This window comes from Futiania mangrovi (genome assembly GCF_024158125.1).
In the GTDB taxonomy this organism is placed as follows: domain Bacteria; phylum Pseudomonadota; class Alphaproteobacteria; order Futianiales; family Futianiaceae; genus Futiania; species Futiania mangrovi.
Genome location: NZ_JAMZFT010000001.1, coordinates 352,330 through 370,613 on the forward strand (window position 1 = coordinate 352,330; position 18,284 = coordinate 370,613).

At 66.8% G+C, this 18,284-nt stretch carries 13 protein-coding genes; 7 read left to right on the forward strand and 6 right to left on the reverse strand.

All coding sequences use genetic code 11. The features are described from left to right. Positions 1-50 precede the first annotated feature (50 nt). A complete protein-coding gene (locus NJQ99_RS01690; RefSeq protein WP_269331070.1) occupies positions 51-1,403 on the reverse strand; it encodes an ATP-binding protein in 1,353 nt (450 codons plus the stop codon). Next, positions 1,400-2,059: a response regulator gene (locus tag NJQ99_RS01695; protein WP_269331071.1), complete on the reverse strand. Its 660-nt coding sequence runs from the start codon at positions 2,057-2,059 to the stop codon at positions 1,400-1,402. Before NJQ99_RS01695 ends, NJQ99_RS01690 begins: the two co-directional genes overlap by 4 nt. A 155-nt stretch (positions 2,060-2,214) precedes the next feature. Here NJQ99_RS01695 and NJQ99_RS01700 point away from each other — a divergent pair, with 155 nt between their 5' ends. The 5 genes from NJQ99_RS01700 to NJQ99_RS01720 all read left to right on the forward strand — a co-directional run bounded on the left by NJQ99_RS01700 (position 2,215) and on the right by NJQ99_RS01720 (position 7,115). Beyond that, positions 2,215-2,487, forward strand: coding sequence for a PepSY domain-containing protein (locus NJQ99_RS01700; protein ID WP_269331072.1), 273 nt, complete (start codon positions 2,215-2,217; stop codon positions 2,485-2,487). A gap of 1 nt (position 2,488) precedes the next feature. Continuing rightward, a complete protein-coding gene (locus NJQ99_RS01705) occupies positions 2,489-3,031 on the forward strand; it encodes a cytochrome b/b6 domain-containing protein (protein WP_269331073.1) in 543 nt (180 codons plus the stop codon). 202 nt (positions 3,032-3,233) lie between these two features. Beyond that, positions 3,234-4,883 (forward strand): GMC family oxidoreductase, encoded by a 1,650-nt coding sequence (locus NJQ99_RS01710; protein ID WP_269331074.1) that lies wholly within the window; start codon positions 3,234-3,236, stop codon positions 4,881-4,883. 37 nt (positions 4,884-4,920) lie between these two features. Then, entirely contained in the window at positions 4,921-6,252 is a 1,332-nt protein-coding gene (locus NJQ99_RS01715) for an NtaA/DmoA family FMN-dependent monooxygenase (RefSeq protein ID WP_269331075.1), read from the forward strand. A gap of 26 nt (positions 6,253-6,278) precedes the next feature. After that, on the forward strand, positions 6,279-7,115 hold the full coding sequence (locus tag NJQ99_RS01720) for an SMP-30/gluconolactonase/LRE family protein (RefSeq protein WP_269331076.1): 837 nt from the start codon (positions 6,279-6,281) through the stop codon (positions 7,113-7,115). 3,673 nt (positions 7,116-10,788) lie between these two features. Here NJQ99_RS01720 and NJQ99_RS01725 read toward each other — a convergent pair. From NJQ99_RS01725 to NJQ99_RS01740, 4 genes are read right to left on the reverse strand one after another with little or no spacing between them, the layout of a single operon-like run. Further along, positions 10,789-11,550, reverse strand: a complete 762-nt coding sequence (locus NJQ99_RS01725; RefSeq protein ID WP_269331077.1) for an SDR family NAD(P)-dependent oxidoreductase — start codon at positions 11,548-11,550, stop codon at positions 10,789-10,791. Next, positions 11,547-12,383 carry a polysaccharide deacetylase family protein gene (locus NJQ99_RS01730; protein ID WP_269331078.1) on the reverse strand — a complete coding sequence of 279 codons (837 nt, stop codon included), beginning with the start codon at positions 12,381-12,383 and terminating at the stop codon, positions 11,547-11,549. The genes NJQ99_RS01725 and NJQ99_RS01730 overlap by 4 nt, the downstream gene beginning before the upstream one ends. Positions 12,384-12,411: 28 nt before the next feature. Beyond that, positions 12,412-13,548, reverse strand: coding sequence for a C45 family autoproteolytic acyltransferase/hydolase (locus NJQ99_RS01735; protein WP_269331079.1), 1,137 nt, complete (start codon positions 13,546-13,548; stop codon positions 12,412-12,414). Continuing rightward, complete coding sequence (locus NJQ99_RS01740) at positions 13,545-14,492, reverse strand: GntR family transcriptional regulator (protein WP_269331080.1); 948 nt, start codon at positions 14,490-14,492, stop codon at positions 13,545-13,547. Before NJQ99_RS01740 ends, NJQ99_RS01735 begins: the two co-directional genes overlap by 4 nt. Positions 14,493-14,532: 40 nt before the next feature. Between NJQ99_RS01740 and NJQ99_RS01745 the strand changes: the two genes are divergently transcribed. Continuing rightward, positions 14,533-16,542: a hydantoinase/oxoprolinase family protein gene (locus NJQ99_RS01745; RefSeq protein ID WP_269331081.1), complete on the forward strand. Its 2,010-nt coding sequence runs from the start codon at positions 14,533-14,535 to the stop codon at positions 16,540-16,542. After that, the gene (locus tag NJQ99_RS01750) at positions 16,494-18,239 is read left to right on the forward strand and encodes a hydantoinase B/oxoprolinase family protein (protein WP_269331082.1); all 1,746 of its coding nucleotides are present in this window, start codon (positions 16,494-16,496) and stop codon (positions 18,237-18,239) included. The genes NJQ99_RS01745 and NJQ99_RS01750 overlap by 49 nt, the downstream gene beginning before the upstream one ends. Positions 18,240-18,284 lie beyond the last annotated feature (45 nt).

Genomic DNA, 18,284 nt, shown 5'->3' on the forward strand with positions numbered 1-18,284 from the left:
CGGGCGAACCTGTCGGCAAGCTGACAGAGAGGGGGCGCAACGCCCGGCGGTCAGCGGCGGGGCGACTGGCCCTCGACCGGGAGCGTCAGCCGCGCCTCGAAACCGTCGGGGCGTCCGCTCGCAGGCGACAGCAGCCTGAGCGCACCGCCGCCCGCCTGGGCTATCGTGTCGGCGATGGCGAGGCCGAGGCCGGACCCCTCGGCGTCCGTCGCCCCGCGGACAAAGCGCGCCTTCAGGCCGGCCCGCGTGTCGGGCGGAACCGGGGGGCCGCCGTTGACGATGCTGAGCACGCCGTCTTCCGGCAGGAAGACCTCGACCGGTCCGCCCGCCGGTCCATGGTGCAGGGCGTTCTCGACGAGATTGCGCACCAGAACGGCGAAGGCGTCGGCATCGAGACGGGAGACGAGCGGACGGCCGGAGGGTGCCGGCCCCCGGATCCGGTCTCCCGCACCGGGGGAACGGCGCATCTCCTCCAGGACGTGGCGGAGCACGGGCACCAGATCCTGCGGTTCCTCCGCAGTCAGGCCGCCGCCCTCCGCGCGTGCGAGGTCCATGAGCTTCTCCGCGAGGCGGGCGATCCGTCGGAGCGAGGCCTCGATGCTGCGCGCGCGCTCCCGCACCGGTCCTTCCGGCGCTTCGGCGACGAGGCGCTGGGTCTGCGCGAGCGTTGCGGCGATGGGCGTGCGCAACTCGTGGGCGCTGTTCGCGGTGAAGCTGCGCTCGCTCTCGATGGCGCGGCGCAAGCGGTCCATCAAGCGGTTGACCGCGTCCGCGATGGGCGCGATCTCGGTCGGCAGCTTGCGCGCCGAAACGGGTTGGAGGTTTCCGTTGCCCCGCAGTTCGATCTCGCCGCGCAAGGTGTGCACGGGCCGCATGCTGCGGCGGACCAGAAGCCAGACCCCGATCAGGCTCAACGTCATCACGAAGGGCAGGGGCGCAAGCAGGCCCAGGGCCGATTCCAGCGCCGCCTCGCGCCGGTGTTGCAGCGGCTCGGCGACCTCGAGGATGATCGTGCCGGAAACCGCTGCCTCCCCATAGATCCGGTGGGTCGGGGTCGTGCGGAACCAGACGGCGGGCTTTTCGGGGAAGTGCGCGGGATCGGCATCGTGCGATTGCAGCAGCAGCCTGCCGTCCCGGTCCCGCACGATATAGGTGATGTATTCGCGGTGCGCGTGCAGCGAATCTACCCGCGCCGCCTGTGCGCCCGGTTCGCGTTCCATCACATCGGCCACCGTGAGCGGAAGCAGCCGCTGGGCGGCCTCCTGCAGGGCGCTGTCGAAGGCCTCGTCAAGCTCATGCCGGACGATCAGGCCGGAGCCGACGGTCGCCACCAGCCACATCGCCGTCACGGCCAGGGCCAACGCAAGGCCGAGCCGGCCCTGCAGACTGTTCGGAGCCCTCATCGGCGTGCCATCCTGTAGCCCATGCCGCGCACGGTCTCGATGGCGTTTGCGCCCAGCTTCTTGCGCATGCGGCTGACATGCACCTCGATGGTGTTGCTTTCCACCTCGCGGTCGAAGGCGTAGAGCCGGTCCTCCAGATGCGCTTTCGAGACGATCGCGCCGGGGCGCTGGACCAGTGCCTCGAACAGCGCCCACTCGCGCTGCGTCAGGTCGACCGTCCGCCCCGCGCGGGTCACGTTGCGCGCCGCGAGGTCGATCTGAAGTTCGCCGAGGCTGAGGAGCGGATTGGGATTGCCGGCATAACGCCGCGCAACCGCCGCAACCCGGGCCGAAAGCTCCGACAGGTCGAAGGGCTTGACGAGATAATCGTCGGCGCCGGCGTTCAGCCCCTCGATGCGGTCGGAAATCCTGTCTCTGGCCGTCAGGATGATGACCGGCGTGCCGTCTCCGGCCCGCCGCCGCGCCCGCAGGAAATCGAGCCCGCGCCCGTCCGGCAGCATCAGGTCAAGGAGAACGAGGTCGTAGGAGACGCCCGCCACGCTCGCCTCGGCCTCGTCGATCCGCCGGGCCCAGTCGACGGCATGGCCGTCGGCGCTGACCTGGTCGCGCACCGCGGCGCCGAGCAGGGCATCGTCCTCGATCAGCAGAATGCGCATGCGTCAGGTTCCGGAACGTCCCGCGGGAAAACCGCCGACTTCTGCCGGCTCAAGCTGACACGGGGCTGACAGGACATCCTTCCCGATGTCAGGCGCACGTCAGCCCGTCGCAGCACTGTTGCCCGCATCGAAACCGCTCGCAAGGGAGCATGCATATGAAGACCACACTCGTCATCGCCACCCTGGTCGCCGCCGCGGCGGGCACGGGCGCCGCGTTCGCTAGCGACAAGTGCGACGTGCCCATGTCCGAATGGCAGCCGCGCGAGGCGCTTCAGAAGAAGCTCGAGGAGCAGGGCTGGCAGGTCCGGAAGATCAAGACCGACGACGGCTGCTACGAGGCCTATGCCATCGACGACAAGGGCCAGCGCGTCGAGGCCTATTTCAACCCGAAGACCTTCGAGATGGTGAAGAGCAAGAAGGACGACTGAGATGGCCGGTGCAACGATCCGCGTCTGGGATCCGCTGGTCCGCATCTTCCATTGGACGCTCGTCGCAAGCTTCGCCGTGGCGTGGGCGACGGCGGAAGACCGGGGCGGCCTGCACGAGTGGGCGGGCTACGCGGCCGCCGCGCTGATCACCTTCCGCCTCGCCTGGGGACTGGCCGGGCCGAAATACGCGCGGTTCAGGCAGTTCGTCCGCGCGCCCTCGGAGGTGCTGGGCTATCTGAAAGCCTCGCTGCGCGGGGGCGAGCCGCGCTATGTCGGTCACAACCCCGCGGGCGGCCTGATGATCGTCGGCCTGCTCGCGGGTCTCGCGGGAACGGCGCTGACCGGCTGGATGTACACGCTCGACAGGTTCTGGGGCGCGGATTGGGTGGAAGAGACGCACGAGGCGCTCGCCACCCTCCTGCTCGCCATGGTCGGCCTGCACGTGGCGGGCGCCCTCTTTGCCAGCATGCGCCATGGCGAGAACCTGGTGCGCGCCATGATCACAGGCCGCAAGCGCGCCCCCGGGCCCCTGGATATCGCCTGAAGTCGCAAGAACTGGTGCGTGGTGTCGCCGGGATGAGTCGACACGCACGATCCCGCCGACAATTCCGGAGTTCGTTGACATGGGGGATGTCCGACATGACAATTTTTGTTTAGGGATTTTCTACTTGGGAAGTTAGCCGCTTGCCTGCCGTCGACAGTATCGCTGTGCCGATCCGGCTCCGCTGTTGCCCGCCGGGCCGGCGATGAGGGTGAGGGAGTGCGAGTTCGTCGTCGTCGGCTCCGGTGCGGCCGGCAGCGTGGTAGCCGGCCGCCTCGCCCAGGGGACCGATGACCGCGTCGTGCTGGTCGAGGCGGGCGGTCCCGACGGCCACCCGCTGACCACGATCCCGGGTATCGCGTTCCTCGCCAGCGTCTCGCCGCGGCGCAACTGGAACTTCCTCACCGAACCGATCCCGGCGCTCGGCGGGCGGCGCATGGCCTGGAACCAGGGCCGGATCCTCGGCGGCGGCAGCAGCATCAACGGCATGATCTACATGCGCGGACATTCCCGCGAATACGACCAGTGGCGCCAGGCCGGCTGCACGGGCTGGGGCTTCGACGATGTGCTGCCCTTCTACCGCAAGTCGGAGGGCAGCGCGCGCGGCGCCGACCGGTGGCATGGAGGCGACGGGCCGATCGCGACGCGGCCCTCGCACACGCCGCTGCCGATCTGCGCCGCCTTCCTGGAGGCAGCGCGCACGGCGGGCTTTCCTGTGGTCGAGGACCTCAACGCCGACGTGGCGGAGGGGTTCGGGCGCTTCGACATCAATGTGCGGGACGGACGGCGGGTCAGCGCGGCAACGGGATATGTTCGGCCCGCGCGCGGCCGGCCCAACTTCACCGTGCTTACCGGCGCACTGGCGCGGCGGGTGATCGTCCGCGACGGGCGCGCTTGCGGCGTCGAGATCGCGTGCGGCGGCCAGATCGAGACGGTGCGCGCGACCCGCGAGGTGATCGTCTCCTGCGGCGCGGTGAATTCCCCGCAACTTCTGCTGCTGTCGGGGATCGGGCCTGCGGACGAGTTGCGCGCGCTTGGCATCGACGTGGTCGCCGATGTGCCGCAGGTCGGGCACAACCTGCACAACCACCCCGCCTACACGCTGCGCTATGCGTGCCATGCGCCGATCACGGCCTATCGCTATGCCCGCCCGCTGGCCGCGCTCGGCCTGGCGGCGCGCTACGCTTTCGGGCGCCGGGGCCCCCTGGGCGAGAGCTACGTGGCACAGGGCGGCGTCTTCCGCACCGATCCGGGACTGGAGATCGCCAACAGCATCGTGGTCATGGCGCCTGCGCTGGTCGAACGCGGGCGCGCGGGCGAGAGCTGGCGCAGCCTGTTGCCCCATCGCCATGGCTTCGCCGTCTCCGTGAGCGTCGGCCGGCCGCTGAGCCGGGGCGTCGTCCGGCTGCGCTCCGCCGATCCTGCTGCGCCGCCGTCGATCCAGCCGAATTATCTCTCCGACCCAGCCGACGTGGCGAGCCTCGTGCGCGGAGTGGAACGGGTGCGCGAGATCATGCGGCAACCGCCGATCCGCGATGCGATCAGCGAGGAGCTTTCGCCGGGCCCCGCCGCCGAAAGGGACGGGCTCGAGGCCGAAATCCGGGCGGGCCTCGGCAGCTATTCCCACCCCGGCGGGACCTGCCGCATGGGCGGCGACGCAAGCTCCGTGGTCGATCCGCAGCTTCGGGTGCGTGGGATCGAGGGGCTGCGCGTGGCCGATGCGTCGATCATGCCGGGGCCGCTCAACGCCTGCACCCATGCGCCGAGCCTGATGATCGGTGAGAAGGCGGCGGCGATGGTGATGGCGGACCGGCAAGGGGGCGCCGGCACGCCTTTCGCCGAGACACAGACCTGAGCACGGGGCAACGACAACAAAGCGGGGGACGACCGAGATGACGAGCCAGATCCACCTCCTGAGCTTTCCGGAGCATACCGAGGGCGTGCACCACGCGCTGGACAACGCGGTCAGGGATCCGGCCGACCGGCGGTTCCGTGGCAGCAGCATGATCGACTATTGGCAGAACGTCGCGCGGATCCTCGAGCGCGGGAAATTCGACGGCATCTTCTTCGCCGATACGGCGGCGATCTACGACCGCTACAAGGGGCGGCCGGACGAGTCGATCAAGTACGGGCTGGGCTGGCCGCGCCACGACATCATGCCGACGCTGGCGCTGATGGCGGCGGCCACAGAACGGCTGGGCTTCGCCTTCACCCAGTCGATCGGCGGCGCCTTTCCCTATCCCTTGATGCGGCTGATCTCGACGCTCGACTTCCTCTCGGATGGGCGCGTCGGCTGGAACATCGTGACCGGCAACACGCGCATGGAGTACGACGCCATCGGCATCGAGGCGCTGGAGCATGACAGCCGCTACGACCGGGCGGACGAGTTCATGGAAATCTGCCGCGCCCTCTGGGACGGGATCCCGCGCGACGCCATCCTCATGGATACCGAAGGCGGCATCGTCGCCGACCCCGCGAAGGTGGGCCGCGTCGATGTCGAGGGGAGGTATCTGAAAAGCCGCGCGGTGCCGCTGGTCGTTCCCTCGCCGCAGGGCCGGCCGGTTCTGTTCCAGGCCGGTTCGTCGGGCCGCGGCCAGCGCTTCGCGCTGCAGAACGCCGACGTGATCTTCGCCATCCAGAGCACGACCGAGAACATGCGCCGCTATGTCGAGCAGTTGCGCGCGGCGGCGGAGGAGCAGGGGCGGTCGGATCCCGTCCGCGTGATCTTCGGCTTGCAGATCGTGCTCGGCAGCACCGAGGCCGAGGCGCGCCAGCGGCGCGAGGAGTTGCTTTCGCGCTACACGCTCGAGGCATCGCTCGCGCGGCTGTCCGGCTCGCTCGGCATCGACTTCAGCGAGATCGATCTCGACAGCCCGATGGAGGAGTGGCCGAGCCAAGCCTCGCAGGGTCTGGTGAAGGCGCTCTCGAGCGACATGGGCGGCGGCAAGCGGCTGACGCTGCGCGACGTGGCGAAAACCTGGGCCACCTCCATCGGCACGCCGCACGTGGTGGGCACGCCCGAGCAGGTCGCCGCCGAGATCGAGACCATCTGGCGCAACACCGGCTGCCACGGATTCAACCTGCGCCCGGCGACGATCCCGGACAGCATCGAGGACTTCGTGGACAACGTGATCCCGATCCTGCAAGCCCGCGGGGTGTTCCGGACCGAGTATGAAGGCCCGACCTTCCGCGACAACATTCTTGGAACGGGTGCGGGCGCCTGACGCCCGGCCGCAGCGGGGGGGCCGCCATGGAAGTATTCCAGTCCGATCTCGGGTTCATCGAGGGACCCGTCATCATGCGCGACGGCGCGGTTGTCGTGACCTCGATCGACCGGGGTGTGCTCTACCGCATCGCGGACGGGCGCGCGCGCGTGCTGGCAGAACTGGGCGGCGGTCCGAACGGCGCCACCGAGGGGCCGGACGGCGTCATCTATGTCGCGCAGAACGGCGGCAAGTGGCCGGCCGAGAACCGCGTCCGGGCCGCGCCGGGCATCCAGGCCGTTGCACCCGACGGAACCGTCCGGGTGGTCACCGACGTCGCGACCTCTCCCAACGACCTCGCCTTCGGACCCGACGGGCGGCTCTATTTCACCGATCCGACCCGCAAGCCGGAGCGCGACGACGGCAGGATATACGCCTGCGACATCGAGACGGGCGAGGTCGAACTTCTGCTGACCTGCGACTGGTATCCCAATGGCATCGGGTTCTCGACGGAGAACGACGCGATCTATGTCGCGGACAGCCGCCACAGCCGGATCGTCCGGTTTCCGCTGGATGCCGTGCGGCCGGAACGCATGGAGGTCTGCTGCCAGATGACGCGGGGCCTGCCCGACGGCTTCGCCTTCGATCGGGCGGGGCGGCTGGTCATCGCATGTCCCGGCCTGGGGGGCGCGCCGGGCAATCTGCAGGTGTGGACGCCGGATGGCACCCTGGTCGAGGAGATCGACCTGGGCACATCGCCCTATTACACAAACCTGGCGATTTCGGCGGCCGGGGAGATCTATGTCTGCGACTCCAGCGCGGGCTGCCTGCTCACCGGGCGCTGGCCGTCCCCGGGCCTTGCCCTGCATCCATTCCGCGGGTGAGGCGCGCGCAAGGACGGACCGATCGGACTGCCTGGCGCGCCGCCGCCCCTGCAACGCCTGCTGCGGCCGTGAACGCCGGGCGAAAGCCTGTCCGAGCCTTGCCAGCGACGGTCTCCCGTTCCCGGGGGGTGCCCCTTCGACAGTATCCGGGCGGTTGAGAGCGGCAATCGGCCGCTGCCCGATCAACCGGTCCGGCGTTGTCAGAGGAAGCTAATTTGATACCCAATCAACGGGTGACAGGTGGGTCTCAGCAGCGCTGCGGAAGACAATTCTCGCGGCAGACCAGTAAATCATTGGCCCCAAGCTGGGCGCTAAGGCCCCAAGGGGCATCCTCGGTTCATTCCTCTGACAACGCCCTCTAGATGCACGAAAGCTGGTCCCGGAGGGGGGCGAGCGAGTCGCCCTGAGTCATTTGATGCATTTGATCCGCTTGAGGCCGCAGGCTTGATCCGCTTCAAGCGATTCTTTTTGCATCGTATTTCAGGGCCGGTGCATCACAACTGGAAATTTGCCCAGGTGTAAAGGGTTCATGCCTCGCCGCGAGTCTCTCGTGTTGCGAGACATGGCAATAGTCCTGCGTGCGCAGAGACCTGACGCCCGCAATAATGGCGGGACCGTTCCGGCGGGCTCCTCGCATTTGCTGCCCGCATTCAGCGGGAGGGTCGTTCCCGGATTGGCGCCCTGGTTCGCCAGATGGAAAGCTGTTCCCGCAATCGAGGACGCAGTCGATCACTTTCATCCGCGATTTTCGTTCTGCGTATCCACAAGAGCAATTGTGTGCGCAGACCGTAGATATTTGGGTAATGGAGCACTGGTTGACCGTCGGTGCTTGCGCGTCTAGCACAATTGCTTTGCCCGATTTGACAAGACGCATTCGTCTTTCTATGTTGACTCTGCCCGGGCAGCAGCGAGAGACGGGGAAGCCCTCGGCCTTCCCATATCGATCACGAGTACGGACCGCGAGACGTCCCGCCTTCATTCGCGGGCGGACAAGGCTCGGACTCCAACCCGGTACGCGTTGCGCGTATCTGCCCATGATCGTGCGGGGAGCGGTGTCACCTCCTGCCCGACCGGCCCATATCCGCACTGCACGCGTCCCACCCCTATCTCGAGACGCTCGGCTTGCAGATCGCGCACCATTGCACGTGCGCAGATCTCTCGAAGGCCACGTCTTCGAACGAGAATCTTTCTGCCGGCGAAAATCGCAGAGTTTCCGCAGGAAACGTGTCGCATGAGTTTCCGCAGGAAACGTGTCGCATGAGGTGAAAATTCATCCTCTCTCGAGGAAAGAGACGTGGACGTCGTGGCTGGACAACATTCCCTTCTGTGAGCGTCCCGATCGTCTTCGTCGTCTCCTCCTTCCCGAGATGTTGTTCCAGGCGGGATGGAGGAGCCGGACGAGGTTCAGCAACCAGCCCCTGGCTCACCAACTTGGATATTACGCGCTCTGCGTTCTCCGTCTCGACGTCGCCTTCACCACGCACGTCGCTTGTTCCCTCCAGCCCGGCGAGAGCCCGGGCGATCTCACGCGCAAGCTGCGCAACCTGGTGCGCAGGCACACCGACGAGCCGCTCCATTATTTCGGCGTCGCTTCAAGCGATCCCCATCCACATGCCCATCTCGCGATCGCCATGCCGGAGGGCAGCCGGGTGCGTCCGCTCGTGCAGGAGTTCCTGTGCCGGCGGGCGAACATCGACGTGCCGCAACTCTGGCGCCGCGGCCGCAAGGATGCGCCCCTGCAGGATGCGCACTGCGTCGAGATCACCATGCGCCGGCGGGGGTACTGGGGCTATTCCGGGCTTATCGCCTATATGGCGCGCCATGTGCCCATCCTCGACCGCAAGCCCCCGTTGGAGATCGAGGTCTTCGCCAGTCGGGATGTGCATGGCGCGGCGGTGGAGCTTTCCGGCACATCCATCGACGAGCTCATCGACGAGATCGAGCGCTACAATCGTCGTGTCGCTGCAGAAGCGCTCGAGGGGCCTATGAAGGGCCCTCTGGCAGCCGGAAGCACATCGGCCGCCGGTCTTCTCTCTCGCGACGACATCGCGTCTCCAGGGGCGTCCGTGCCGCGGGACCTTGCCACGACACCCGTACATGGGTCCGCGGACGGTGTGGGCTCAGCGTCCTCCGCTTCCGGATCGGAGACCGGATCCGGTGCGGGGGTACATGGAGAGACGCTTGCCCGTCCCTATACCGGAGCGGATGCCGAGCCGTCCGCCGAGACGTTGGCCGGATCGGATGCGCATCCAGGCGCCAATACGGGTGGCGGCTCCGGAGTGCCCAGCTCGTCCTCCTCTATCGGATCTCCTGGAGCTTCGTCCGGCAACCCGGGAACCGGGACTACGGCGGCCACGACGGCGACATCACCAGCACCTGCCGAGACAACGGCTATCGGCGCGCCTGGCAGCCACGGCAACGCTCATCCGGGCACCGTTACGTCGCCGGCTCCGGCGTCTGTCCACCCCGGTTCTTCGGGTGCCTCTGGAGCCTCAGTTCCCTCTGACGCATCCGCATCCTCTGAAGCCGCAGCGACTTCGACACAAACTGAAAGCGCAACCTCTCCATCCGCGACCCATCACGATCTGACCGGCACGACACATCCGACGACGACAACACATCCGACGACGACACGACACTGCCCTCGAACCGATCCCGCACACGATACGTCCAGACCAACGGCATCTTCAGCCACGACGACAGACGGCGACAACATTGCCCTGACAGAACGCGACATCAGACAGACATCAGACCCTTCGAATACCGGCACCTTCCCGACACGTGACATCTCATCTCACGATCCATTCGCCGACAGAGCAAGACACGCAGCCACGACGCATCCGGTTGACCCAGGTGCGGCCGGCACAGCCTCGTCTTCTGCGGGCTTTGCCGACACGCACCCTCACAATCCTTCAAGTCCTGTCCTGACGATCAGAACACGAACGAAGACGCATCGCCTGAGACCGCATCGCACGTCCGACAGACCGCGATCACGACACGAGACCAGACCCGAGATCCATCGACCCGAGCCGAACCCGATCTACACGCAAGTTCATCCCATCGACCTGTTCACGCCCTTTGACTCGCCCTGGCGTCGCTGGCGGCGGCCGACAGGGATTACCCGGCCGCGGACACGGCTCGTCCTGAAGACCATGCCCGCACCGGGCGACAGTCCCGGCCGGGCCAGTCAAGCGGCGACAAGCTGTCGCCTGAACGCGTGTCGTGAGCAGATGCAGCCTGTAACGCGCGCACGCTGCACGCTAGCACGCGACGTCCGCACCCTGCCGGGCTGCGATGTCCTGCGCCCGGCAAGGCCCCCGCCTTTCAAACGACGCGAACAAGAGTAACCGGGCGGGCGGAAGGGTCATGATCATGCACCGCGCATTTCCTGTCAGGGTGTGGGGGGTGGTTCACTGCACCTGTTTGAGAGGGCGTCCGGGCGTCAAGTTTCAATAGCCACCAAGCGGTGAATTTGTGCGGCGGCTAGCGGACATGTTCTGCCTGTTTCGATGGTTGCCACGGATCCGCTTTCAGGCGGTCGTATGCAGGCAGGTGCGCGCACTACCATAGCGGGTGCTTGGCGGATGAAGCCACTCGAAACGCCGGGCACGAATAAAACCGATGGAAGTGGGGGGTTGCTCTCGAAAGTGAAAAAACGGTTGCTCGAGGAAGGTCATGCATCGACGGTTTTCGTCGCGAGCCACCCACCGTCGACGGGAAGCACAACCCCCGCAATGAAGCTCGCATCCTCTGACAGCAGGAAGGCTATTGCCGCGGCGACTTCTTCCGGATCGGCGACCCGCCCAATTGGCGTAGTGCCGATCATCTCCCGGCGATAGGCTGCATCGCCATCGATGCGCGCGGCAGTCATCGGCGTGCGGATCACGCCGGGAGCCACCGCGTTTACGCGTATTCCCTGGCCGGCATAATCCGCGGTCATCTGGCGGGTGAGTTGGGCTACTCCTGCCTTTGCCACGGCATATGCAGCAGTTCCCCGGTAGCCGACCTCGCCGAAGGCAGACGCGACATTCACGATGCGTCCGCCCGGGTGCGGCAGATGTGCGAGAGCCGCGCGGCACAGGCGCATCACCGACAGCAGGTTGATATCGACGATCCGCTGGATGTTGGCGTCATCGCTTGCATCCAGTGGGCGCGACCCGCCGACACCGGCGACGTTCGCGACCATGTCGAGGCGTCCGAAAGCTTCGATACAGGACACGACAAGCCGCGTCTCCATGCCCGGGCTCGCGACATCCGCGGTCATTGTCACGACGTTTGCGCCCCAGGTCGGGGCGTTTCGCTCAAGCGCCTCCCGCTGGACGTCCACCGCCAGAACGGATGCGCCTTCGCTTGCAAGGCGCGTGACGGTGGCGGCGCCGATGCCCCCCGCGGCACCGGTGACGAGGGCGGCCTGCCCCTCGAAGCGCGCGCTCACATCTGCTCCGCGGCGCAGGAGGCGATCTGCTCGCCCGTCGCGAACCAGACGTTGTCGTATGTCTTCAGGAACTGGATGAAGCGGCGCAGCATGGCCAGCCGGTTCGGCCGGCCGATGAACTGCGGGTGCATCACGAGGTCGAAAAGACCTCCCCATCGATAGATCTCGTGAAATTCCTCCTGCCAGATGCGCAGTATGGACTCCGAGTCGACGATCGTGCGCGGCGTCTGCACAGAGAACATCGAGAAGGGCGCATCATCGCAACTCCAGTGCCAGGGCAACTCGATCAGACCCGGCGATCCGTCCTCGAGCACGTGCCGGTAGGGGTTGATGGAGTCCATGAGCGAGGTGTCGTAGACAAACCCGCGCTCGGTCAGAAGGCGGATCATGTTGCCGCTGGTCTCACCTGCCGGCGAGCGATAGCCCTTCGGACGAAGCCCGAGCGTCCGCTGCAGGGCGTCCAGGCCCTTGTCGAGCGCCTCCTCCTCCTGGTCCGGATAGTCGGGATGGATCCATTCGTGCAGATAGCCGTGATGGCCGATCTCGTGTCCGTCCTTCAGGATCGCTTCCGCGCGCGACTGGTGCCGTTCGGCCGTCCAGCCGGGTACGAAGAACGTGGCGGGGACCTGTTCCTCGCGCAACAACTCCAGGATCTTCGGCACGCCGACACGGGCGCCGTAAAGGCCCTGGGACAGGATCCCCGGCCGCTTGGCATTGTCGGGATTGCGCGAGAGCCAGAGGGTTTCGGCGTCGAAGTCGAAGGTCAGCATGACGGCGCACCGCGCGCCGTTCGGCCAGACGATCTCGGGGACGTCCGCGTTGCTCAGGGTCATGGTCGGGGCTCCGATGCTCTGGGGATGCTCAGGCGATCGCGGCAGATCGCTCCAAGGCATCAGGGTAGAGGGCGTATGCATTCATGGGATGCGTGCAAGGCGTTCCCGCCGAGGCGTGCAGCACGCGCGCATCGAGATCGAGCACGAGAGCCGCGACCGTGGACACGTGCCGCGCCTCGGGCAGGGCAGGGTCGGGATGCCGGCAGACGGCAGCCGGATAGCCATAGTGATCGGTCAGCGCCTGTTCGATCGCCCCCATGTCGATTCGTGGACTTGCAGCCCGCAGCGTGCGCTCGACGCGAACGTCGCGGTAGAGCGTGTTGGGCGCGATCCACTCCATCCGCGATGCGATCGAGGAGGGGTGTTTCATATGATTCGCATGGACGACGATGCCGGCCGAGGGATAGAGGACCTGGTGCGCGTTGGGCGAGAGTTCGAAGTTCAGGATCTCTCCCTCCGCCTGACCGATGAGCACATTGGTGGAGCACACCCGGCTGGTGTTCAGGAACGGATAGATGGCGAGGTCCATCCGGTCAGCGTCGATCGTCTCGCGGCACCGGACATGGACGGGCTTGCGATACTGGTTCTGCCCGTCCTCCGCCGTGACCAGTCCATTGATGCACAGGCCGATCCCGGCTTCGTTGATCGCCATCTTGCAGCCGACGATCCCGGCTTCGGCGTAGCCGATGAAGTCGGGCTTCTCCTTGCGGCGGACGCGCATGATGAAGGTGCGGCCCCGCAGCCCGTCGAGCCAGTCCCAGTTCTGGCCGATCAGCGTTCCCCCGTGCGCGGTGACCGAAGGCATCAGGCCGAACGACGTGCAGCCGTCGGGCTCCTCCATCCTGCCTTCGGCGAGACGGGCCTCGCTGGAAAAGACGCCATAGGTGATCTCGTATCGCGCATTGAGGACGGCGATATCGCCGAGCGGAAGACCGCAACCCTCGGCGACGCCTTCCATTTCCCGGAAGTATTCGGGATTGTCGGAGGCCATGAAGTCCACCCAGGCGCGTCCCTCCACGGCCGCGGCCTCGCGCGAGATGCCGCCAGCCTCGAAGCGGCGAAGATAGATCTCGAGCGTTTCGGCGATCTTCGCTCCCATGAACCTGCCATGCGCGACGCCCCGTTCAAAGGGATCGTCGCCAAGCTCGAGGATGGGAAGTGTCATGTCTCTTGGTCCTTCCTTGCCGGCGGCAATCGGTCCTGCGCCTTCGCGTCGGCCGCCAGGCGCTCCAGAAGCAGGTCGCGGGACCGCACGAGATGGGCTTCCATCGCTGCGGCCGCACGCACGCCGTCGCGTGCGAGCAAGGCGCTGACGATATCGTCGTGACCCTGCGCAATCCGGTCGGCGCGTCCGAACCTCAGATTGATGAGCGACAGGCCGAGCCGGACCTGGTTGATGACGTTCTCGAACAGGGGGCGGAGGGTGTCGCTCCCCGCCAGGTCGACGATCAGCCGATGCAGCGCGAGGTCATGCTCGACGAATTCGGCGGGAGACAGCGACTGTTGCCGCCGGCACATCATTGCGCGCCAGTCGGCGAGGCGGGCAAGATCCGCGTCGCTGGCGGTCCTGGCAGCCTCTTCGACGGCAAAGCGCTCGAGCACGATGCGCACCCGGAACACATCGTTGATCTGGTCTGCCGTCAGGTCGCGCACGAAAAAGCCGCGCCGCGGCGAGAAGACGAGCAGGCCCTGCTGCGCCAGTTGCCGCTCGGCCTCGCGGATGGGACCGCGGCTTATGCCCATTTCCCGCGACAGAACGGATTCGGAAATCCGCTGGCCGAGCTTCAGCCGGCCCACGACGATGGCTTCGTGCAATTGGCGCGCGACCTCTTCCGTCAGGCTGCGCGCCTGCACTGGCTGGAACCCCAGCTCCTCGGTCTCATAGGAGGCGGTTCTGCCGTTTCCGAAGCCCTTGTTGCCGTCCTCAGGACTCACTGACTGCCTCGTTCGTTGGGCGTTGTGGCAAGCCGGCGCCCGCATATTCGGCTGCGCGCAGGACCACGGCCCCAACAGCTTGACGCGATTAAACGACGAACCGTCGCTAATCAACTGTTGACAGTGTACATCTGTCAAATTCACCCTTGCAAGGTCCGAAGGCATGTTGCGCATCAAACGCTTCCGGGACCGGGGATGAGGCGAGGGGATCCGCATGTTGCAGCGGGTGGGCGTTGAGATCGGGGGTACGTTCACCGATCTGGTTTGGCAGGTGCCGGGAGGGCAGCTCCGGACCCACAAGGTGCTGTCCACGCCGGAGGAGATACAACGTGCGGTGATCGAAGCCGTCGAGGGCAGCGGCGCGGACCTCCGGTCGATCGACCATCTGGTTCACGGATCGACCGTCGCGACCAATGCACTCCTAACCCGTTCCGGCGCGCGCACGGCGCTCCTCACCACGCGCGGCTTCCGGGATGTCATCGAGATCGGGACACACGACCGGCAGGGGAGCGTCTACGAGGTCTTTTACCGGAAGACGCCGTCTCCGGTCCCCCGTCACCTGATCGGCGAAGTCGACGAACGGATGGGCTTTGCCGGCGCCGTCATTCAGCCGCTGGACGAGGCGGGTGCGCGCGCCGCGGTCGAGGACCTGCTGGCCAGGGGCGCTTCGTCCTTTGCGATCTGCCTTCTGCACGCCTACGCGAACCCGGCCCACGAGCAGGCGCTGGCGCAGTTGATCCGCAGCCTCGCGCCCGACGCGCTCATCAGTTGCAGCCATGAAATTTCTCCGGAGTTCCGGGAGTATGAACGCAGCATGACAACCGTCGTGAATGCGTTCGTGAGCCCCGTCGTCACACGATACGTGGACCGGCTCGGCGAGGATCTGCAGGCGCGCGGCTATGGCGGCATCTTGCAGATCATGCAATCGAACGGCGGCATCATGCCCGGGGCCGCCGCGGGCCGGAACGCCGTCCGCATGCTGCTTTCCGGCCCTGCAGCCGGCGTGCGCGGCGCCGTCTGGTTTGCCCGCCGCAATGGCATTTCGGACATTCTGACGCTCGACATGGGCGGCACCAGCACAGATGTCGCACTGGCTCCGGGTCTTGTGCCAGGGCTCGTCCCGGAACTCGTCGTGGACGGTCTGCCCGTCCGTACCCCGGCAATTGACATGGTGACGGTCGGCGCGGGCGGGGGCAGCATCGCGCATCTCGACCCGGGTGGCTTTCTTGCCGTGGGGCCGGCGAGCGCGGGCGCCCGGCCCGGCCCCGCGTGTTATGGCCGCGGCGGGACGGCGGCGACGGTCACCGATGCGCAGGTCGTTGCCGGCCTGCTCAGGCCCGATCGCTTCTTCGGCGGCCGGATGAGCTTGCGTACGGATCTGGCGGCCGAGGCGCTGCGTAGCACTGGGGTCGGCGGTACTCCCCGCGAGATTGCCGATGCCGTCCTGCGAATGGTCAACAACAACATGGCGCAGGCGGTCCGGCTGGTTTCCACTGCGCGCGGCATCGACCCCACCGAATTCACGCTCGTGGCCTATGGCGGAGGCGGGCCGCTGCATGCGGCGACCGTCGCCGACGAAATCGGGATCCGGAGGGTGCTCGTTCCCTGGTCGCCGGGCCTTGCATCGGCGTTCGGCCTGATGGTCGCCGATACGACCATCGACCTTGTGCAGACCGACCTGCAGCCACTGGGCGATGCCGCCCTGGACACCGCGCGCGTGGCGCAGCTTTCCGACCTCTGTACGCGCGCGGCGGCCGAGCACGGGCTCGATCCCAGCAGCTACAGCGTGGAGATCGGTCTCGATCTCAGGTATCGCGGGCAGGCATTCGAGTTGACGGTCTGGGGGGACGCCAGTCCGCGGTCCGCGGCGGAGTTGCGCGCGGCGTTCGAGGAATTGCACAGACAGCGTTACGGTTACGCGCGTGCCCAACTCGACGTCGAACTGGTGAACTATCGCGCGCGCTTGGTCGAGCCGGTTGACGCCGCCGTCGCGACGCCGGAGCCGCCGCAAGCGGGCGAGCCCGCTCCCGAGCGTGGCGAGGTTTTCCTTAACGGCGAGGTGCACGAGGCACTTTATCTCGAGCGGGCGAAACTGCCGCGCGGTTACGCCGTGGACGGCCCTGCAATCATCGAAGAAGATACGTCGACGACCGTGGTGCCACCGGGGTGGCGTGTGTGCGTGACGCATTGCGGCGATCTGCTGATGGAGCGGAGCGCAACATGACCGCAAGGGGCAGGCAAGCCAATCTGGATCTGACGAAGGTGGCGATCATCGCCCGGGCGCTGCAATCGGCGGCCGACGAGATGAACGCGAACCTCATCCGGTCTGCGTTCTCGACGGTCGTGCGCGAGGCGCGCGACTGTTCCACCGCGCTGCTCGACGCCGATGGCAATGTCATCGCTCAGGCCGAGACCATTCCGATGCAGACCGCCGCCTTGGCGCTCTCCTTCAAGGCCGCGAAGTCCCAACTCGACCTGTCCACGGTGACGGACGGGCAGGCGATCATCATGAACGATCCCTACTCGGGCGGTCAGCACCTCAACGACATCATCCTGTTCCAGCCGATCTTTCATCAGGGCGATCTGCTCGGTTGGTCGGGCAGCACGGCGCACCACCTCGATATCGGCGGCGGCAGCGCCGGCGTGAACACCCGCGCCACCGATCTGATCCAGGAGGGTCTCGTCATCCCGCCGATCCTGTTCGACGTGGCGCGCGACTGGCACGGCGGGGCGATAGAACGCTTGATCTTCGCCAATATCCGCACCCGCGAAATCGGTCTCGGGGACATGAACGCGCAGTTCGCAGCCAACCATACCGGGGCTGTGCGCATGCGCGAACTTGCCGATCGCTATGGCGTGGACACGCTGCGCAAGGCGATGGTCGAGGTGCTGGACTACAGCGAACGGCGGATGCGCGCCGCAATCGCTGAGCTTCCCGACGGCTCCTATACCGGCAGCGCGTCGATCGACCGCGATGTGTTCGAGGACCGGCCGGTCCATGTCCGCGCGACCGTGAGCATCGAGGGCAGCGAGATGACGATCGACTTCACCGGCACGGACCCGCAGGTGAAGAGCATGTTCAACTGCCCGCTGTCCTCGGCGCACGCCGCGGTCTTCGCCGCCGTGCGCTGCATCATGGGCGACAAGGACATGCCGGCAAACGACGGGTGCAACAGGCCGCTGACATTGGTGTTTCCGAAGGGCAGCCTGCTCAATCCCGCTGGTCTCGCGCCGGTGCGGGCGCGCATGGCATCGGCCTACCGTGCCTTCGACGCGGTGCATGCGGCGCTGTCCGGGGCGGTTCCCGACCGCGTGCCCGCCCAGGGGTTCAACACCACGACTGGCTTCTATATCGCGCAGCAGCGGCCAGAGGGCTACCGCGTCTTCGTCGATGTCCTGGGAGGCGGGTTCGGTGCCGGGCGCGACTACGACGGGGCGGATGCCTGCGACAATATCCTGAGCAACTGCCGGAACACGCCCATTGAAGCCTTCGAGCAAGCCAATCCGCATCTGCGCATGGAGGCCTACGAACTGGTCCCGGATTCGGGTGGCGCCGGGCGCTGGCGGGGTGGCCTGGGCTTCACGCGCGTGCTCAAGGTGCTCGAAGAGGGTGTTTTTCTCAATCTCTACTCCGACCGCTACAACGTACCCGCGCAGGGATCGTGCGGCGGGTTGCCAGGGGCGTGCGGCGGGCTTTCCGTCTTGCGTGCCGGCGAGGAAATCAGCTTGTCGCCGACCGCCGCCTTCGACTTGCAGCCCGGCGATACCGTGCGGCTCGCGACAGGTGGCGGCGGCGGCTACGGGGATCCGCGCGAGCGGTCGCGTGCGGATGTCGAACGCGATCTCGAGGATGGCCGGATTTCGGAAAGACATGCGCGCGAGGTCTATGGCTTCGCGCCGAGCAAGAAGAGCGCTGCCTGAACGGACGGCGCCGGAACAGGAGAGGCCTGGGGGCATAAGGCGTCC

Bases quoted from the DNA above. Each gene is read 5' to 3' on its own strand.
- NJQ99_RS01690 (WP_269331070.1), bottom strand. From the start codon at position 1,403: ATGAGGGCTCCGAACAGTCTGCAGGGCCGGCTCGGCCTTGCGTTGGCC.
- NJQ99_RS01695 (WP_269331071.1), bottom strand. From the start codon at position 2,059: ATGCGCATTCTGCTGATCGAGGACGATGCCCTGCTCGGCGCCGCGGTG.
- NJQ99_RS01700 (WP_269331072.1), top strand. From the start codon at position 2,215: ATGAAGACCACACTCGTCATCGCCACCCTGGTCGCCGCCGCGGCGGGC.
- NJQ99_RS01705 (WP_269331073.1), top strand. From the start codon at position 2,489: ATGGCCGGTGCAACGATCCGCGTCTGGGATCCGCTGGTCCGCATCTTC.
- NJQ99_RS01710 (WP_269331074.1), top strand. From the start codon at position 3,234: ATGAGGGTGAGGGAGTGCGAGTTCGTCGTCGTCGGCTCCGGTGCGGCC.
- NJQ99_RS01715 (WP_269331075.1), top strand. From the start codon at position 4,921: ATGACGAGCCAGATCCACCTCCTGAGCTTTCCGGAGCATACCGAGGGC.
- NJQ99_RS01720 (WP_269331076.1), top strand. From the start codon at position 6,279: ATGGAAGTATTCCAGTCCGATCTCGGGTTCATCGAGGGACCCGTCATC.
- NJQ99_RS01730 (WP_269331078.1), bottom strand. From the start codon at position 12,383: ATGACCCTGAGCAACGCGGACGTCCCCGAGATCGTCTGGCCGAACGGC.
- NJQ99_RS01735 (WP_269331079.1), bottom strand. From the start codon at position 13,548: ATGACACTTCCCATCCTCGAGCTTGGCGACGATCCCTTTGAACGGGGC.
- NJQ99_RS01740 (WP_269331080.1), bottom strand. From the start codon at position 14,492: ATGCGCAACATGCCTTCGGACCTTGCAAGGGTGAATTTGACAGATGTA.
- NJQ99_RS01745 (WP_269331081.1), top strand. From the start codon at position 14,533: ATGTTGCAGCGGGTGGGCGTTGAGATCGGGGGTACGTTCACCGATCTG.